This is a genomic window from Roseovarius sp. (assembly GCF_030373445.1).
Classification (GTDB): domain Bacteria; phylum Pseudomonadota; class Alphaproteobacteria; order Rhodobacterales; family Rhodobacteraceae; genus Roseovarius.
Genome location: NZ_JAUCYU010000001.1, coordinates 206,842 through 222,720 on the forward strand (window position 1 = coordinate 206,842; position 15,879 = coordinate 222,720).

Consider the following 15,879-nt stretch of genomic DNA (forward strand, 5'->3'; position numbering starts at 1 on the left):
TCGGGGTATCCTTGGTTGAAGGTCAGGCAGGTTCGGGCGGGCGGCGGTCGTGCCACGGCGCGGCCTCTTCCAGTTGCCGGGCAAGGCGGAGCATCAGGGCGTCGGCGCCCACATGCCCCACCATCTGCACCGCCAGCGGCAGGCCGTCGCGCTGGTAAAGCGGCACCGACATGGCAGGCTGGCCGGTGACGTTGAAAATCTCGGTATAGGGCGCGAAGCGGAAGGAGCGTTCGGCCCAGGCGTCGATATCGTCATTCACCAGATCGGTCAGCAGCCCGGTTTCCAGCGGCGGCTCGGTCAGCGCCGGCAGGAGCAGCAGGTCGAGCCCGGCCATGGCCGCAGCGATCTTGCGGCGGATCGCGGTCATGCGCATGCGGGCCTGCACCATGTCGACCGAGGACAGGCGCCGTGCCTGGTCGATCGACCAGTGAATGAGCGGCCCGAGCTCCCCTTCCTCCGGCGGGCGGCCGAGCGCGGCGGCGCGGGCGTCGATCACGGCGGTCAGCTCGCTGGCCCAGAAGGGCAGCGAGCAATCGAACGGGTCGACATCCTCGGGCCAGTGGAACTCTTCCGTCCGGTGGCCGAGGCTTTCGAGCAGTTTGCGGGCCTGTGCCACGGCGTCGCGCGTCGGCTGATCGGCCTCGTGCCCGGCGGGCGAGGTCAGAACCACGCCCACGCGCAGACCCTTGGGCGCCTCCGACAAAGCGGTCACCAGGTCCTCGGGCAAGGGCCGCCACGGCATCGGCTGGCCCGCTTCCGGGGCGGCGGTGGCGGCCAGCATCCCGGCGGAATCGCGCACCGTGCGGGTGACCACGTGGTCCACGTTGATCCCGCCCACCAGCGGCCCCATGGCCGAACCGCTGGCGATCACCCCGCCCGAGGGCTTGAACCCGAAGAGCCCGCAACAGGCCGCCGGCACCCGGATCGAGCCGCCGGAATCGCTGGCATGGGCCATGGGCACCATGCCCGAGGCCACGGCGGCGGCGGCCCCGCCGCTCGAACCGCCGGGCGTGCGGGTCAGGTCCCACGGGTTGGCGGTGGGGCCGAAAAGCTCGGGTTCGCAGCCGTAATCGGTGGCGAATTCCGGCGTGTTGGTGCGGCCCGGAATGACCAGCCCCGCCGCCCGCCAGCGGCGGACCAGCGCGCTGTCCTCCGCCGCCTCGGGCGCGTCGGCGAAATAGCGGCAGGCATGCGTGGTCCGGAACCCTGCCACGTCGACATTGATGTCCTTGGCAAGGAAAGGCACCCCGGCGAAGGGCGCGTCGGTGTCCACGCTCTCGGCCGCCTGCCGCGCGGCGGCGTCGTTCCGGGCGACCACGGCGTTCAGGGCCGGGTTCAGCCGGTCGATCTCGGCCAGTGCCGCGTCGAGCAGTTCACCCGCGCTGACCTCGCCCTTGCGCACCAGCGCGGCGAGGCCGGTCGCATCCTGACCGCGATAGTCGTCAATGCTCAGCATCTGTCACCTTCTCAATCCGAGGACAGCCCCAGCTCCTGCTGGCGCTTCTGGCTCCAGGCCTGTGTCATCCGGTCGGCGATCATCGCGATGATCGCCATGCCCAGCCCGGCCACGATACCGACGCCGAAATCGCCGTCGCCCAGCCCGATATAGACCCGCTGGCCCAGCCCGTTGGTGCCCACCAACGCGGCGATGACCAGCATGGCGATGCCGAACATGATGGTCTGGTTGAGGCCCAGCATCATCACCGGCAGCGCCAGCGGCAGCTTGACCCGCCACAAGAGTTGCCGCCGGGTGCAGCCGATCGCCGTCGCCGCCTCGATCACGTGGGCGGGGATGTTGCGCAGCCCGTGCTCGGCATAGCGGATGGCGGGCACGATGGCATAGGCCATGATCGCCAGCAGGGCCGTGAACTCGCCGATCTTGAAGATCATCAGGAAGGGGATGAGCAGCACGAAAAGCGGCATGGTCTGCAGCGTGTCGTTCACCGGGCGGAGGATGGCGGAAAGCCCGTCGAATTCCGAGGCGAGGATGCCGAGCGTGGCGCCGATGGCGAAGGAGAGAAGCACCGCCAGACCGCACAGGTAGATCGACAGAAGCGCCTGTGGCCAGACACCCGAGATGATGATGAACCCGAGCCCCAGGAAGGTGCCCAGCGCCAGTTTCGGGCCCGAGAGCTGCCAGCTCAGCAGGGTGGCCATCGCCAGCAGGGTGGGCCATGGCAGGCGGGTCAGGCCGAAGTACAGCAGCGTTGCGCAGAAGGCCACGAAGAGCGCCGCCATCATGCCGCGGCGCCATGCGGTCAGCCCGATCAGCGCGACGGCGGCCGCGGCATAGGCGAGCTTGAGCGTGGTGGTGAACTCGAACCCCCATGTGAAGGGCGAGATGGTCTCCTGCAGGCCGATCTTGACGGGCAGCATGACGAAGAAGAACGCCGCCGTCTTGATCATCGAGATGAGGTCGGCGAACTCGACCACGATATAGGTCACCGCGTCGTTGAGGTAGCGGGCCGGGAAGATCTCCCATGACCGGGGGTATTCGTTGAGGAAAGGCAGCACCTGCGCCAGCAGGGCGACGCCGATGCCCAGCCCGGCCGCGATCAGCCACATCCGGTGGCGCGAGGCGAAGCTCTCGTCGAGCACCGGCTCCTTCGGTTCGGCGGTGGCGGCGGCGGCGGTGATCCGGTCCATCACCATGGCCATCAGGGCGATGACGATGCCCGCCAGAAGGCTTTCGCCGAACTGCGCCTTGCGCATGGTCGACAGCACCTCCCAGCCGATATCGGCGGTGCCGCCGATGATCGAGGCGATGATGACCATGGAAAAGGCGGCCATGGTCGTCTGGTTCACGCCCAGCAGGATCTGGCGCATGGCGCTTGGCACGCGCACGCGCCAGAAAAGCTGGGGCGCGGTGGCGCCGGACATGAGGCCGGCCTCGATCACCTCTTGGGGCACGCGGCGCAGGCCGAGCATGGTGTTCCGCACGGTGGGCGGGAAGGCGTAGAGCACGCTGGCGATCAGGCCGACGACGGGGCCGAAGCCGAAGAGCAGGAGGATCGGCAGGAGGTAGGCGAAGGCGGGGACCGTCTGGAGGAGGTCCATCGTGGGCTTGATGGCGCGCTCGGCGCGGTCGGAATAGAAGGCGAGCGTGCCCAGCGCAAAGCCCACCAGCACCGCCAGCGGCACCGAGATGGCGACCAGCGCGAGCGAGTTCATCGACTCGTGCCAGTAGCCGATGACGACCATGTAAAGCACGGAAATGAATGAGAATATCGCAAGCTGCCAGCCCGACACGGCATAGGCCGCGAAGGTGACGAGGGTGAGCGTGACCGACCAGGGCAGCCAGTTGAGGAACTCGCGCACCGCCGACATGGGTATGCTGAGCGCAGAGGATATGGCGCGGAAGAACGGGCCGAACACGTCGACGCACCATTCCATGAAGCTGTTGAGCAGCGGCGTGATCGGCATGACCCAGCTTTCGGGGTATACCACAAGCCAGCCCGCCCAGCGCTGCAGCGCGAGGAAGGCGAGGGTGAGCGCGATGAGCAGGCACCATGCAAGGGTAAAGGGGCGGAGGTGGTTCACGCCGGAACCTCCGCGCCGCGATGGGTGTCCTGGTGCGCCAGCGCCGAGATGACGCTGCCGGCGGTGACCACGCCCATGACCGCGCCGTCACGCATGATGCGGATGCCGTCCTTGTGCGAGGCCAGCAGCGGCAGGAGCTGCTCGACGCTGCGCTCGCTGTCCTGCTCGGGCATGGTATCGGCGGGCTGTGCGTCGGGGTCGATGACGTTGCGGGCCTTGAGCACGCGGACCATCGGCACCTCCTCGGTGAACTCGGCCACGTAATCGTCAGCGGGGTTCACGATCAGCTCGGCCGGGGTGCCCATCTGCACCACCTGGCCGTCGCGCATGATCATCATCCGGTCGGCGATGCGCAGGGCCTCGAGGAAGTCGTGGGTGATGAAGACGATGGACTTCCGGAGCGAGCGCTGGATGCGCAGGAACTCGTCCTGCATCTGGCGGCGGATCAGCGGGTCGAGGGCCGAGAAGGGCTCGTCGAGGAACCAGATCTCGGGCTCGATGGCAAGCGACCGGGCGATGCCGACGCGCTGTTGCTGGCCGCCCGAAAGCTGCCGGGGATAGGCGGTCTCGCGGCCTTCGAGCCCCACCAGCTCGATCACCCGGCGGGCCTTCTCGATCTGCTCCTTCCGGGGCAGGCCCTGAAGCGACAGGGGAAACGCGATGTTGTCGAAGACGCTCAGGTGCGGCATCAGGCCGAAATTCTGGAACACCATCCCCATCTTGTGGCGGCGGATGTCGATCAGGTCCTTGTCGGATTTCTTCAGCAGGTCCTCGCCATCCAGCACCACCTCGCCATGGGTGGCCTCGATCAGGCGGGACAGGCAGCGCACCACGGTGGACTTGCCCGAGCCGGAAAGGCCCATGATCACGAAGATCTCGCCCACGTGGACATCGAAGTTCACGTCGGCCGCCGCCGGGATGGCGCCGTCTTCGCGCATCCGCTCGGACAGCTCCTTCACCCCGGTCTTGCCCACCTCGGACTTGAAATAGGGCGCGGCGGAAGACTTGTAGACCTTCCACAGGTTCCTGCAGGACAGTTTCACATCGTCTTTTGTCTCGCCCATGGCCCGTAATCTCCCCGTGCAGTTCTGTCCCGCGCGGCCTTGTCCGGTCCGCTTGTCACGCACATGGCCCGGCCCAAGGGCCGGGCCATGTTGTCAGGCCCCGCCGGTGGCGGGGCCGGTTCTAGAAAGATCGTTCAGCTCTTGGCCGCTTCCGCCGCCTCGACCCATGCCGACCACGTGTCTTCGTTGGCGTCGATCCATTCGGCGATCACCTCTTCGAGGTCGCGGCCCTTCTGGTCGATCTCGTTCATCAGGCTGTTCTGCGTGTCGTTGTCGATCGTGAACGCCTCGAACAGCGCCGCGGCGCCGGGCCACGTGCTGGCGAAATCCTTGTTGGCGACCTTGTCGATGCTGGCTTGCTGGAAGCCGCAGGCATTGCCCTTGCTCTGCCCGGATTCCTCGACGCATTCACCCTCGGCGGCATCCCATTCGACCCAGTTGAACTCGTTCTCGGCGAAAAGCCAGTGCGGCTGCCAGAACATCATCAGCATCGGCTTCTCCGCCGCGACGGCCGACTTGATCTCGGCGATCATGGCGCCCTCGCTGCCGCCGGCGACCGGCTCGAACGGGATCTCGATCTGGCCGACGACGTCCTTCGAACGGGTGCCCCAGTCAGCCGGGTAGGTGATCAGCCGGCCCTTGGGGAACGTGTCGGGCGAGGCAAAGGCCTGCGCACAATCGTAAAGCGCCTCGTAGCTGGGCAGGCCCGGGCATTGCTCTTCCATGTAGGGCGGGTAGATCCAGCCTTCCTGCGGCGTCAGGCCAAGCTGGCCCACCACGACGATATCGCCCGACTCGACGGCCTTGGGATAGATGTCGCCCACGTTGTTCGTCCAGACTTCCGGCTGAACGTGCAGGTCCCCCTGCGAGATGGCCGCGTATTGCGGCACCGCGCCGGCGGTGACGTATTCGACCGAATAGCCCGCCTTCTCGAACAGCGAGCCGAGGATATGGGCCGAGATATGCTGGCCCGTCCACTCGTTGATCGGAATCTTGATCGGATCGCTCGAGTCGGCATAGGCGCTGCCGGCCCCGGCCAGCGCAAGGCCGGCGGCTAGGATCAGTGATGTCATCTTCATGTCTTGATCTCCCTATCAGTCTGAAGCGTTTTGTTTTTGTTCTTGGCTGTGCTCATCTCTTATGGAACCACACATCCCGGAAGTATTCATCCTAAAAATCGTGGAAATTCAGGGGGGCGGGCATGCCGCGAGGGAAAGCGCCCGCGGATTGGGCCGAAGAGGGCAATCGCCCTGCATTACTTGCGCCGGGCGCCGCGGAAATCCGGGGGTGGCACCGGCGTTCTGCATCTTAAGGTGTTGCGCACGAGCGATTTTCCCGCCAACCGCGAAGCCTTGGCCGCGCCCGCCCGGCCCCGGCCCCGGATGATTCGCCCCCGGCCGCCTAAGTGGTGGCAGAGCCCCCCGCCCCGCGCTAGGCTTTCCCGGCACACAGGCCCGGCGGAAAGGATGATGGTCATGGCGCTCGAGGTTGCGAAAGACTGGTACGCGGTCGAAACGCTGGGCGACGGCGTCTCGCGCATTCACGAGATCCACGTGGCAAGCTGGCTGCGCTGCAACATCTGGCACGTCCGGGGCCGCGACCGCGACCTGATCATCGACACCGGCATGGGCCTGCGCCCGCTGGTCGAGGAGGTCGCCCGGCTGGGCGAGCGCCCGATCACCGCGATCATGACCCACAGCCATTTCGACCATTCCGCCGGGCTGCACCAGTTCCACGACCGCTGCGGCCACCCGGTCGAGGCCGATATCATCGCGCACCCGGATGCCGCCAACACCGTGGCCGATACCGGCTACGTGCGGGCCGAGACGTTCACCGCCCAGCCCTACGCGGGGTTCAGCCACGAACATTTCGAGGTGAAGCCCGCCCCCCTGACCCGCCTGCTGGACGAGGGCGACGTTGTCGACCTTGGCGACCGGGTGTTCCGGGTGTTCCACCTGCCCGGCCATTCGCCGGGCTCGATCGCGCTCTACGAGGAGGCGACGGGCCTCCTGTTCAGCGGCGACGTGGTCTATGACGGGGCCCTGATCGATGACCTGTATCATTCGCAGGCCGAGGTTCTGAAGGCGTCGCATGCGCGGCTCAGGGAATTGCCGGTGACGGCGGTGCATGCCGGGCATTTCCAGTCGTTCGGGCGGGAGAAGATGATCGAGATCATCGACGACTACCTCGCCGGCGGGCGACGCGTGGGCGACCCGGATGCATGGATCGCGGGCGAGATGGACAAGGAGGCAAGTGATGGGTGAGGCGAAACAGAGGGTGGCCGTGGTCACCGGCGGGCTGGCCGGGATCGGGCTGTCGATCGCGCGGAAACTGGCCGAGGACGGGCTCAAGGTGGCGATCGGCGCGCGGCGCGGCGACGATCCGGCGTTGCAGGAGATGGCGGCGAAAGAGGTTGGGCCGGAAACCTTCGTCGCAAGGCTCGACGTCTGCGACGAAGGCTCGGTCGAGGGGTTCTTCGCCGAGGTGGAAGACGCGCTCGGCCCCATCGACATTCTCGTGAATGCCGCCGGGATCACCATTCACCACACCGTCAGCGGCCACGGCCTGAAGGACTGGGAGCAGGTGATCGACACGAACCTGACCGGCCCGTTCCTGACCACCCGCGCCACCCTGCCCGGCATGATCGAACGCGGCTGGGGCCGGATCGTCAACATCGCCTCGACCGCCGCGAAATCGGCGGTGGCCGATCACCCGGCCTATTGCGCCTCGAAGGCCGGGTTGCTGGGGCTGACCCGGGCCGTGGCCCTCGAAGGCGCGCCGCACGGGGTAAGCTGCGTCTCGGTCAGCCCGACATGGGTGGAGACGGAGATGCTGCGCAGCAGTGCCGAGATCATGGCGAAGCAGGCCGGGCACAGCGTCGAGGACGAGATTGCCGCGCTGGCGAAGGCCAACCCGCAGAACCGGCTGGTTCAGCCCGAAGAGATCGCGGCGCTGGTGGCGTTCCTGTGTTCCGATGCCGCGCCCGCGCTGACGATGGAGGATATCTCGGTCAATGCGGGGGCGCATTGGTGAGATGGCGGGCATCGGCCTCAGCCCCCCATGTGCCGTGACAGGTGGGCGCCGCAGCGGGTGAGAGAGGCCGCCGCCTCGGGCAGTTCGTCGTAGAATTCGAAGACGTGCCAGAGGCCGTCATGCACATCCAGGTCGACGGCGATGCCGGCGTCGCGCATCCGGCGGGTGAGCTCGATGGAGGGGCTCATCAGCAGGTCGCGCGTGCCGGTGGTCACGAGGGTCGGCGGGAAGTCGGGCGTGAACTGGCCGAAGAGGGGCGAGATGCCGGGCGTGTCGCGGGGCGTGTCGGCGGCGTACATCCGGGCCGCCGCCTCGACGAAGGCGAGGTCGAGCGTGGGGTCGCGGCCGTCATTGGCCTGCAGGCTGTCGCCGCCATGGGTCAGATCGCACCAGGGCGAGAGGAGGACGGCGGCCACGGGCATGGGCAGGCCGTTCGCCTGGGCGCGCTGCATGAGGGCGAGGGCCATGTTGCCGCCGGCGGATTCGCCGGCGATGGCGAAGGGGGTGGCTTCGCGGGAAAGCACGTCGTAGACCGCCGCACCGTCGTCGATGGCCGCCGGATAGGGGTGTTCGGGGGCGAGCCGGTATTGCACCGCCACCACCCGCGCGCCGGAGTGGCGGGCGAGGCCCGCGCTGACGATCAGGTCTTCCCGCGCGCTGCCGGTGACGTAGCCGCCGCCGTAGCAGTAGAGGACCGTGCCGATGGGTTCTCCCCTGGGCAGGATCTCGAGGCAGGGCACGCCGCCGATCTCGACCTCCGCGACGGTCACGCCATGCGCCTGCACCGCCCGCTCGGCCCGGGGCAGGAATTCGTCCTTCGCCATCTTGCGGTAGGCCTCGATCGTCTCGGGCGAGAGCGGCCCGAGGTCTTCCGGCGCCGGCTGTTCCAGGAAGGCCCGCGCGGGTTTGCTCATGTAATCGCCGCTCATGCCGTTCTCTCCACCCTGGCGCGGCGGTCGCGCCATGTCATCATCACCGGTTCGATCAGCCCCGCCGAAACGATCAGCGGCAGCCCGATCACCTCGCGCATCCCGAACCGCTCGCCCGACCAGATCGCCGCCGATATCGCCGCGACGGCGACCTCGGTCATGAACAGGAACCCCACCACGCCGGGGTTGAGCCGGGTCGGCGCGAAGATCGTGGCGAACCCGCTTGGCAGGATCAGGAAAATCGCGACCGGCAGGAACCATATCAGCACCTGTCCCACGTCGCCCGGCGCGGGCGGGGTGGACCGGCCCTGCGTGGCCGAAAGAATGGCGATACCCGCCGACACGATGGCCGCGACGACGAGGAAGTTGACCGTGTGCGTTGCGGCCCGCACCCGGCCCTCGCCCGTCAGGATCACGGTACAGCCCAGCGCCCAGAACATGCCCGAGACCAGCCCGCACCAGTCGCCCGCGTTGCGCGGCCACGGAATGCCGGTATCCTGCGCGAAGATCACCGTCATGCCGACAAGGCCGAGCCCGATCGCCAGCCAGCGCGACACCGTCATCCGGTCGCCCAGCACCACCCAGCCCAGCAGGAAGCCCCAGATCGGCATGAGGTAGAAGAGCAGGATCGCGCGGACGACCTCGGTATAAAGCAGCGAGGCCGCGTAAAGGGCAAAGGCCACGCCGCCCAGGACCCCGCCCAAAAGCGCCGTCCCGCCCCGCACGTAGTCGATCCGAAGGAACCAGATGGCCGGCAGGCTCAGGATCGCGGGCACCGCCGTGAACAGCGCGATGGCCCAGGCGGCATCAAACCCGCCCTGTTCGACGAGTCGCAGCGGCAGCCAGTAGATACCCCAGCAAAGGCCCGCGAAAAGCCCCGCGAGCACTGCTATCCTGTCCGATCCGGTCGCTGCGCGCTTCATGCTTGCCGGCCTCCTGTCAGCCCGTGATCCGGCGGGTCACCGCCGCCCGCCCCAAGCTTTACGCCGCCCGGTCGGGGATATCCACCAGCTTGCCGCGCGGGATCTCGCAGGCCTTGTCGTAAAGCGGCGTCTCGGCCAGCGTGGCGGCATACATCCGGCCGTCGTTGCCCTCGACCATCACCTCGGTGCCCGGCCCGGCCTCGGCCGTGGCCATCAGGGCGTACCCGATCCCTTGGCCCAGGTAGGGCGAGGTCTCGCCCGCCGTGACACGCCCGGCGACCGCGCCGTTCCACTCCACCCGGCCATTGACGCGCGGTTCGCCATCCGGGCAGATGATCCCGTGCAGGCGCTGGCCCTTGTCGGCGGCCTCCAGCGCCGCCTTGCCGATGAAATCCGCCTTCTCCATGTCCACGAACCGGCCCAGCCCCACGTCATAGGGCGTGGTCGTCTCGTCGAAATCGGAATTGGCGTTCAGGATGCCCGCCTCGATCCGGCGAATGTTCATCGAGTCCAGCCCGAACATGCGCATCCCGTGGGGCGCACCGGCCCGTTCCAGGTGGGCCCACAGCGCGGCCGCGTCGTGATGCGGTTCGGTGTAGAACTCCCAGCCCAGCTCGTTGGTATAGCCGGTGCGCGTGATCAGAACCTTCTGACCGCCGAAATCCACCCGGGCGCTGCCGAAATAGCCGAAGGGTTCGGGGATGCCATCCCTGGCGGCCTCTTCGAGGATCTCCATCGACGCCGGCCCCTGGATCTGGCTGACATTCACCTCCGGGTCGATGATCTTCACGTCCATCCCCCTGGCATGGGCCCGGGCCCAGTTGACGAAATCGCCATCCGCCTGCGCGTACCAGAAGCGGTCCTGCTCCAGCCGCACGAAGACGCCGTCGACGATCAGGCCGCCATCGTCGTAACAGGCGATGCCATAGCCACAACGGCCCGGCTTCACCTTCGCGACGTTGTTGACGAAGAGGTAGTCCATCAGCTTCTCGGCATCCGGCCCGACGAACTCTATCGGCCATTCGCCGGTATGCAGGCAGGCCGCCTTCGTCCGTAGCAGCCAATAGCCGTCCTCGGTCGACAGATCGTCCATGTAGACGCACATGAAGCGGCGGTTATAGACCGTGTAATGCGGCCCGTGCTTTGCCTCGATGTCGTGGTAGACGTGCCGGCGCATGTTGAAATCCCACCCCGCACCGGGGCGCGACGTGACCAGGTCGCGGGTCTTGCCGTCGCTCGAATTCATCATTGGTCCGCATCCGGATCGAGGTTGGCGCCCAGCGCCTCGGCCACCAGCTTCTGGAAATGGTGGACGGCGTGTTCGCTGAGTTCCGTCTTGCCCGCATCCACGACGAAGCGGCCCTGGTTGTAGCCGGAAGATTTCAGCCCCTTCTGCACGCTCTCGCACAGGCCGATATCCTCGGGCTGCAGCACGTCGATCTGGTAGTTGATCGCATCGCGCAGCTGCTGGGTCACTTCGCCGTCCTTCACGAACCAGTCCTGGTATTCGACGCACTGGTCGGGGGCGGTGGGGTTCATCTGGAGGACCGACAGGTTCGCCTCGCCCGGGTAGGCCCAGATGGTGAAGTTGGGCCAGACATACCAGCCGGCATAGCCGAAATCGACATCGCCCGGCGTGAAGCTGAAGGCGCGGGAATTGACCGAGCGGGGCTTGCCCGCGCATTGGCTGGAATAGAGGCCGCAGGTGATGGTGCGGTAGCTGTCCATGTCGACGAGATCGACGAAATCCTTGTGCGCCGGGTGGCAGTGATAGCATTCGAGGAAATTGTCGATCATCACCTTCCAGTTGGCCTTGACGTCATAGCTGTCGCGCTGGGCGAATTGCAGGTCGTCGACCGAGGGCACGAAATGGCGGATTTCCTTTTCGAGGTCGCCCATCTGCTCGGCAAACGGCGTGGCCTCGGGGTCGAGGTTGACCAGCACGAGGCCGCAGAACACCTCGACCTGCACCGGGCGGAGCGAGAACTCCTCGCGCTTGAAGCCCTTCACCTCCTCGGTATTGCGCGCCGACTTGAGCGTGCCGTCGAAGTCGAACGCCCAGGCGTGGTAGGGGCAGGTGATGATGTTCTTCTTGCCCGTTCCCGACAGCAGTTCATGCCCCCGGTGCGGGCAGACATTGTAGAAGGCACGCAGCTCGCCCGTGCGGGTGCGGGCGACGAAGATGTTCTGCTCGTGAATGCGCACGGTCAGGAACTGGCCCGGCTCGGCGACCTGGCTGACATGGCCGGCATAGTTCCATGTCTTGTAGAAGATCGCCTGCTTCTCATGCGCCCAGATCTCGGGGTCGTGGTAGAAGCGCGCGGGCAGCGTGTAGGATTCCGCCGGGTCGGCGCGGAAGGGGGCATCGCCCGGCATCAGGTTCAGAAGGGGTAGGTTCATCGGTGGCTCCTGCTTCCTTGTCTGCTTGCATTAGACAGAATAAGCATGGATGCTGACAAACGCTGATTTCTACCGCTTTTGGGCAAGTTTTGCTAATGCTACGCCGCAACCTTCCCCCGCTCGACCTTCTGCTGCCGTTCGAGGCGTCGGCGCGGCTAGGCAGTTTCACCCGCGCGGCCGAGGAGTTGTCGGTCACCCAGTCGGCCGTCAGCCAGCGGGTGCGGAAGCTGGAAGAGCTGTTGGAAATCAGCCTGTTCGAGCGGCGGCACCGGGCGATCGAGCTGACGCCGGAGGGGCGGGAACTTCTCAACGGGGTCAAGGTGGCGCTGCAGCACCTGGCCTCGGCCACCCACAGCCTGCGCCAGCGCGAGGCGCGGCGGTTCCTCAAGCTCGCCTGCGACACGTCGATCGGGCAGCACTGGCTGCTGCCGCGGATCGGGGCATTTCTCGCACCCGATTCGCCCGTTGCCATCGACCTGACGGTCAGTGACAGCGAGGCGGAAGTGCTGGGCGCCGACGTGGCGGTGATGCATGGCGACGGGCAGTGGCCCGGCTTCGTGGCGCGGCGGCTGTTCGGTGACGTGGTGTTCCCGGTGTGCTCGCCCGGCTACCTGCAACAGCACCCGATCACCACGCCGCAGGATTTGCTGTCGGCCGAGCTGATCGACCTCGACTACATCCACTGGAACTGGATGAACTGGGGTATCTGGCTGACCGAGACCGGGGTCGATCCGGCGCCGGCGCGGATCCTGATGCGGACGAACTCCTATACCGCGCTGCTGGATGCGGCGAAGGCGGGGATGGGCGTGGCGCTGGGTTGGGGCAACCTGTGCGACGGGGCGCTGAACAGCGGCGCCCTGGTGCGGCCGGTGGCAGAGACCGTGGACACCGCCAATGGCTATTACGTGCTGCTGCGGCAGGGCGCCGGAGAGGATGCGCACCGGCTGTCGCAGCACCTCTTCCGCGGCGCCCGCAAGACGCGGCCGGAATGACACAGTGGGCGGGCCAGAGGGGCCGCCGGCAAGAATCGGCTTGCAAATTAGTTTGAGCGCTCATTATAATTTGTACATGCAGAACACCGTACAAGATCAATCCCCCCCGAAGAACTGGGACCGTTCGGGTCTACCCGGCTGGGCCTATTTCTCGGACGAGCTGCTTGAACTGGAAAAGGAAGAGCTTTTCCGCAAGCACTGGCAGCTGGCCTGTCACGTCTCGGACGTGCCCGAGCCCGGCAACTACATGACATTCGATGTGGGCGAGGAACGCGCCCTCATCGTGCGTGGCCGCGACAACGTGGTGCGCGCCTTCCACAACCTCTGCCGCCACCGCGGCAGCCGGGTGGTGGCCGACGAGCAGGGCATGTGCAAATCCGCCCTGATCTGCCCCTATCACGGCTGGGCCTACAATCTCGACGGCACGCTGCGCGGCGCGGCACAGCCGAAAAGCTTCCCGCCGCTCGACCCGGTGGAATTCGGCCTGAAATCGGTCGACATGGAAATCTGGCAGGGCTTCATCTTCGTCCGCTTCAAGGACAGCGATCAGCCCTCCGTGGCCGAGATCATGGGCCGGTTCGATGCCGAGCTGGAACCTTACGAGCTGGCCGACATGGTGCCCGCAGACACGCTGGTCTGGGCGGATGAAACCGCCGTCAACTGGAAGGCCATCCGCGATGTCGACAACGAGGGCTATCACGTGGCCATGGCCCACCCTGCCCTGCAGGACCTTTACGGCAAGGGCTATGTCGACGAACCGTTCGAGGGCGGCGCCGCGCGCTCCTATGCGCCGTTCAACAACGGGCCGGGCTCGCTCTGGTCGGTGAAGGCCTACAAGTCCACCCTGCCCGAGGCCGAATGGCTGCCGGAAAGCCACCGCAACGCGTGGCTCTATTACGGGATGTTCCCCAACACGGTGATCGGCGTCTACCCGGACTCGATGATCTTCTACCAGGAATTCCCCGACGGCACCGGCAAGAGCCGCCTGCGCGGGGCGTCCTACAAGTACCGCAACGAAAGCCGCGAGCTGCGGCTGGCGCGCTACCTGTCGGGGCGGATCGACCGGATCACCGCCGAGGAAGACCAGATGCTGACCATCTGGTCCTGCGAGGCGGCGCTGTCATCGGCCTTCGACGGGATCATCCTTTCGGACCTGGAATACGGCGTGAAGAGCTACCACGACCAGCTCCGCGACCTGTTCCCGGTGCTGACGCTGGAAGAACCGCCCGCACCGGGCACCCTGGCCGAGGTCAATGCCGAGATGCTGGCCGAGCGGGGGTGATACCGCGCTTGCGATGCAACCCCGCGCCCCGGGCTTGACCCGGGGCCTCTTGTGGCGCGACGTCCCGGCTCGGAGGCCGGGACGGGATTACTTCAGGTAACGGCGGCATGGTGGGTTCGCACCCACCCTACTGGCTGCCACACGCCCGGAGTCAAGCCGCGCCTTGGCGCGGCGCCGGGCGAGCGGTCGTTCATTGAGGCGCCATTGGTTCGAGCCCAATGGACGACGCCGTCCCCACGGGCAGGCGCTTTTGAGGTGTAGCGTGACGTTCTTAGGTAGAATGCGGGCTGCACCATAAATTGCCAGTCACCCCCGTTGCAGCGCCTCCCCACGGGCCGGCGCTCGCCCGGCGGGGCTAACCGATACCCGGCATGTGCAATCTCCCCGCCCCGGGCCTGACCCGGGGCCTCTTGCGGCACGAGGTCCCGGCTCGGAGGCCGGGACGGCTCGACCATCACTCCGAAACAGGCATCCGCCGGCTGGCCCGGCTCGCCGCCCCTTCGCTCTTCGGCGCCTCGCCAAGCTGTTCGCGCACCCATTGCTGGAACAGGAACACCTCGTATTCCTCCTGCATCAGCACGCCATGGTGGAAGGCGCTTGCCCGCATCCCGGCATGGTTCAGCTCGCACGCGCCGCCATCCTGCTCCATCACCATGATCCCGAAGCGGGTGATCTTGTCGACGTCGAAATCCGGCCGCGCCAGCGTGTCGGGATGGAACAGCCATTCCGCCGTCAGCTCCATCGTCTCGGGCCCGGTCGGCGTGATCTTCACGCTGCGGACGTAATCGGCGTGATGGGCGATGAAGACCGAGGGCGTCACCGTCACGTAGCGCTGGCCGGAGGCCACGTCGTCATCGGTCAGCCCCGGCAGGCGCCCCTGCGCCGCGCCGTCCATCGACCATGTCTCGGCCCCGGTCCTGAGCCCGCCCGACCGGTGCGGCGCCAGGTCCCCGGCATGTTCTTCCCAGTCCGGGTCATCCCGCCGCGCCATGATCGCCCGGCCATAGATCGGCACCAGCTCGCACAGCTCGGGGTGGATGTTGGGGCAGTGCAGGCACTCGTTGTAATTCTCCCAGAACGCTTTCCAGTTACAGTTCAGCGTCTTGGAAAAGAAATGCCCCACCTTCAGCTCTTCCAGCGGCCAGTTGGCGACATAGGCGGTCTCGGCCCCGTAGAGCTCTTCGAACGATGTCGCATCCGGGTCGAGGTTGACGAAGACGAACCCGCCCCACTCGGCCACGCTGACCCGGTGCAGCGGGTAATCCTCGCGGTTGAACCCCTCCACGCGCCGCATCGGCCCGGTCGCCCGCAGCCGCCCGGCCAGGTCATAGACCCACTGGTGATAGGGGCAGGCGATCATCGGCTTCTTCAGCGTGCCCGAGGCCTGCGGGCAGAGCATCGAGCCGCGGTGCCGGCAGGAGTTGAAGAACCCCTGCAACGCCCCGTCCTGGTCGCGCAGCAGCAGGATGGGCTGCCCCGCCACCTCGAAGGTGCGGAAGCTGCGCGGGCCGTCCAGCGTGTCGGCGCGGCACAGGTAGACCCAGTTGCGCCCCCATATCTGGCGCAGCTCGCGGTCGTAATGGGCCGGGTCCAGGTACCAGGATGCCGGAAGGGCCTCCTGCACCCGCGCGAGACCGTTGAAGCCCTCTTCCAGAACGGCATTGTCCTCCATCGGGCGACCTCCTTCTCAGGGTATGTGGGGTGAGTTTGCGCCGC

13 protein-coding genes are annotated in these 15,879 nt (G+C 66.8%); 4 read left to right on the forward strand and 9 right to left on the reverse strand.

All coding sequences use genetic code 11. The annotated features are described in order from the left end of the window. Positions 1–22: 22 nt before the first annotated feature. From QUV18_RS01040 to QUV18_RS01055, 4 genes are all read right to left on the reverse strand, one after another. Positions 23–1,456 carry an amidase gene (locus QUV18_RS01040; protein WP_300891380.1) on the reverse strand — a complete coding sequence of 478 codons (1,434 nt, stop codon included), beginning with the start codon at positions 1,454–1,456 and terminating at the stop codon, positions 23–25. A gap of 11 nt (positions 1,457–1,467) precedes the next feature. After that, positions 1,468–3,540, reverse strand: a complete 2,073-nt coding sequence (locus tag QUV18_RS01045) for an ABC transporter permease subunit (protein ID WP_300891381.1) — start codon at positions 3,538–3,540, stop codon at positions 1,468–1,470. After that, a complete protein-coding gene (locus tag QUV18_RS01050) occupies positions 3,537–4,604 on the reverse strand; it encodes a betaine/proline/choline family ABC transporter ATP-binding protein (RefSeq protein WP_300891382.1) in 1,068 nt (355 codons plus the stop codon). The genes QUV18_RS01045 and QUV18_RS01050 overlap by 4 nt, the downstream gene beginning before the upstream one ends. A gap of 134 nt (positions 4,605–4,738) precedes the next feature. Next, positions 4,739–5,683 (reverse strand): ABC transporter substrate-binding protein, encoded by a 945-nt coding sequence (locus QUV18_RS01055; RefSeq protein ID WP_300891383.1) that lies wholly within the window; start codon positions 5,681–5,683, stop codon positions 4,739–4,741. Between the two features lie 396 nt (positions 5,684–6,079). On the opposite strand from QUV18_RS01055, the gene QUV18_RS01060 reads away from it, so the two are divergent. Then, positions 6,080–6,868 carry an MBL fold metallo-hydrolase gene (locus QUV18_RS01060; RefSeq protein WP_300891384.1) on the forward strand — a complete coding sequence of 263 codons (789 nt, stop codon included), beginning with the start codon at positions 6,080–6,082 and terminating at the stop codon, positions 6,866–6,868. Next, positions 6,861–7,637 (forward strand): SDR family oxidoreductase, encoded by a 777-nt coding sequence (locus tag QUV18_RS01065; RefSeq protein ID WP_300891385.1) that lies wholly within the window; start codon positions 6,861–6,863, stop codon positions 7,635–7,637. Before QUV18_RS01060 ends, QUV18_RS01065 begins: the two co-directional genes overlap by 8 nt. Positions 7,638–7,654: 17 nt before the next feature. Here the strand turns inward: QUV18_RS01065 and QUV18_RS01070 are convergent, their stop codons facing one another. The 4 genes from QUV18_RS01070 to QUV18_RS01085 are packed head-to-tail and all read right to left on the reverse strand — an operon-like array spanning position 7,655 to position 11,889. Next, positions 7,655–8,566 carry an alpha/beta hydrolase gene (locus QUV18_RS01070; RefSeq protein WP_300891386.1) on the reverse strand — a complete coding sequence of 304 codons (912 nt, stop codon included), beginning with the start codon at positions 8,564–8,566 and terminating at the stop codon, positions 7,655–7,657. Further along, positions 8,563–9,489, reverse strand: a complete 927-nt coding sequence (locus QUV18_RS01075; RefSeq protein ID WP_300891387.1) for a DMT family transporter — start codon at positions 9,487–9,489, stop codon at positions 8,563–8,565. The genes QUV18_RS01070 and QUV18_RS01075 overlap by 4 nt, the downstream gene beginning before the upstream one ends. 58 nt (positions 9,490–9,547) lie before the next feature. Next, entirely contained in the window at positions 9,548–10,738 is a 1,191-nt protein-coding gene (locus QUV18_RS01080) for an aminomethyltransferase family protein (protein WP_300891388.1), read from the reverse strand. Continuing rightward, positions 10,735–11,889, reverse strand: a complete 1,155-nt coding sequence (locus QUV18_RS01085; RefSeq protein WP_300891389.1) for an aromatic ring-hydroxylating dioxygenase subunit alpha — start codon at positions 11,887–11,889, stop codon at positions 10,735–10,737. Before QUV18_RS01085 ends, QUV18_RS01080 begins: the two co-directional genes overlap by 4 nt. Positions 11,890–11,984: 95 nt before the next feature. Here QUV18_RS01085 and QUV18_RS01090 point away from each other — a divergent pair, with 95 nt between their 5' ends. Next, entirely contained in the window at positions 11,985–12,881 is an 897-nt protein-coding gene (locus tag QUV18_RS01090; protein WP_300891390.1) for a LysR substrate-binding domain-containing protein, read from the forward strand. A 76-nt stretch (positions 12,882–12,957) separates the two neighbouring features. After that, positions 12,958–14,163 (forward strand): aromatic ring-hydroxylating dioxygenase subunit alpha, encoded by a 1,206-nt coding sequence (locus QUV18_RS01095; protein ID WP_300891391.1) that lies wholly within the window; start codon positions 12,958–12,960, stop codon positions 14,161–14,163. A 454-nt stretch (positions 14,164–14,617) separates the two neighbouring features. Here the strand turns inward: QUV18_RS01095 and QUV18_RS01100 are convergent, their stop codons facing one another. Beyond that, entirely contained in the window at positions 14,618–15,835 is a 1,218-nt protein-coding gene (locus QUV18_RS01100; RefSeq protein ID WP_300891392.1) for an aromatic ring-hydroxylating dioxygenase subunit alpha, read from the reverse strand. Positions 15,836–15,879 lie beyond the last annotated feature (44 nt).

Bases quoted from the DNA above. Each gene is read 5' to 3' on its own strand.
- QUV18_RS01040 (WP_300891380.1), bottom strand. From the start codon at position 1,456: ATGCTGAGCATTGACGACTATCGCGGTCAGGATGCGACCGGCCTCGCC.
- QUV18_RS01050 (WP_300891382.1), bottom strand. From the start codon at position 4,604: ATGGGCGAGACAAAAGACGATGTGAAACTGTCCTGCAGGAACCTGTGG.
- QUV18_RS01055 (WP_300891383.1), bottom strand. From the start codon at position 5,683: ATGAAGATGACATCACTGATCCTAGCCGCCGGCCTTGCGCTGGCCGGG.
- QUV18_RS01060 (WP_300891384.1), top strand. From the start codon at position 6,080: ATGGCGCTCGAGGTTGCGAAAGACTGGTACGCGGTCGAAACGCTGGGC.
- QUV18_RS01065 (WP_300891385.1), top strand. From the start codon at position 6,861: ATGGGTGAGGCGAAACAGAGGGTGGCCGTGGTCACCGGCGGGCTGGCC.
- QUV18_RS01070 (WP_300891386.1), bottom strand. From the start codon at position 8,566: ATGAGCGGCGATTACATGAGCAAACCCGCGCGGGCCTTCCTGGAACAG.
- QUV18_RS01075 (WP_300891387.1), bottom strand. From the start codon at position 9,489: ATGAAGCGCGCAGCGACCGGATCGGACAGGATAGCAGTGCTCGCGGGG.
- QUV18_RS01080 (WP_300891388.1), bottom strand. From the start codon at position 10,738: ATGATGAATTCGAGCGACGGCAAGACCCGCGACCTGGTCACGTCGCGC.
- QUV18_RS01085 (WP_300891389.1), bottom strand. From the start codon at position 11,889: ATGAACCTACCCCTTCTGAACCTGATGCCGGGCGATGCCCCCTTCCGC.
- QUV18_RS01090 (WP_300891390.1), top strand. From the start codon at position 11,985: ATGCTACGCCGCAACCTTCCCCCGCTCGACCTTCTGCTGCCGTTCGAG.
- QUV18_RS01095 (WP_300891391.1), top strand. From the start codon at position 12,958: ATGCAGAACACCGTACAAGATCAATCCCCCCCGAAGAACTGGGACCGT.
- QUV18_RS01100 (WP_300891392.1), bottom strand. From the start codon at position 15,835: ATGGAGGACAATGCCGTTCTGGAAGAGGGCTTCAACGGTCTCGCGCGG.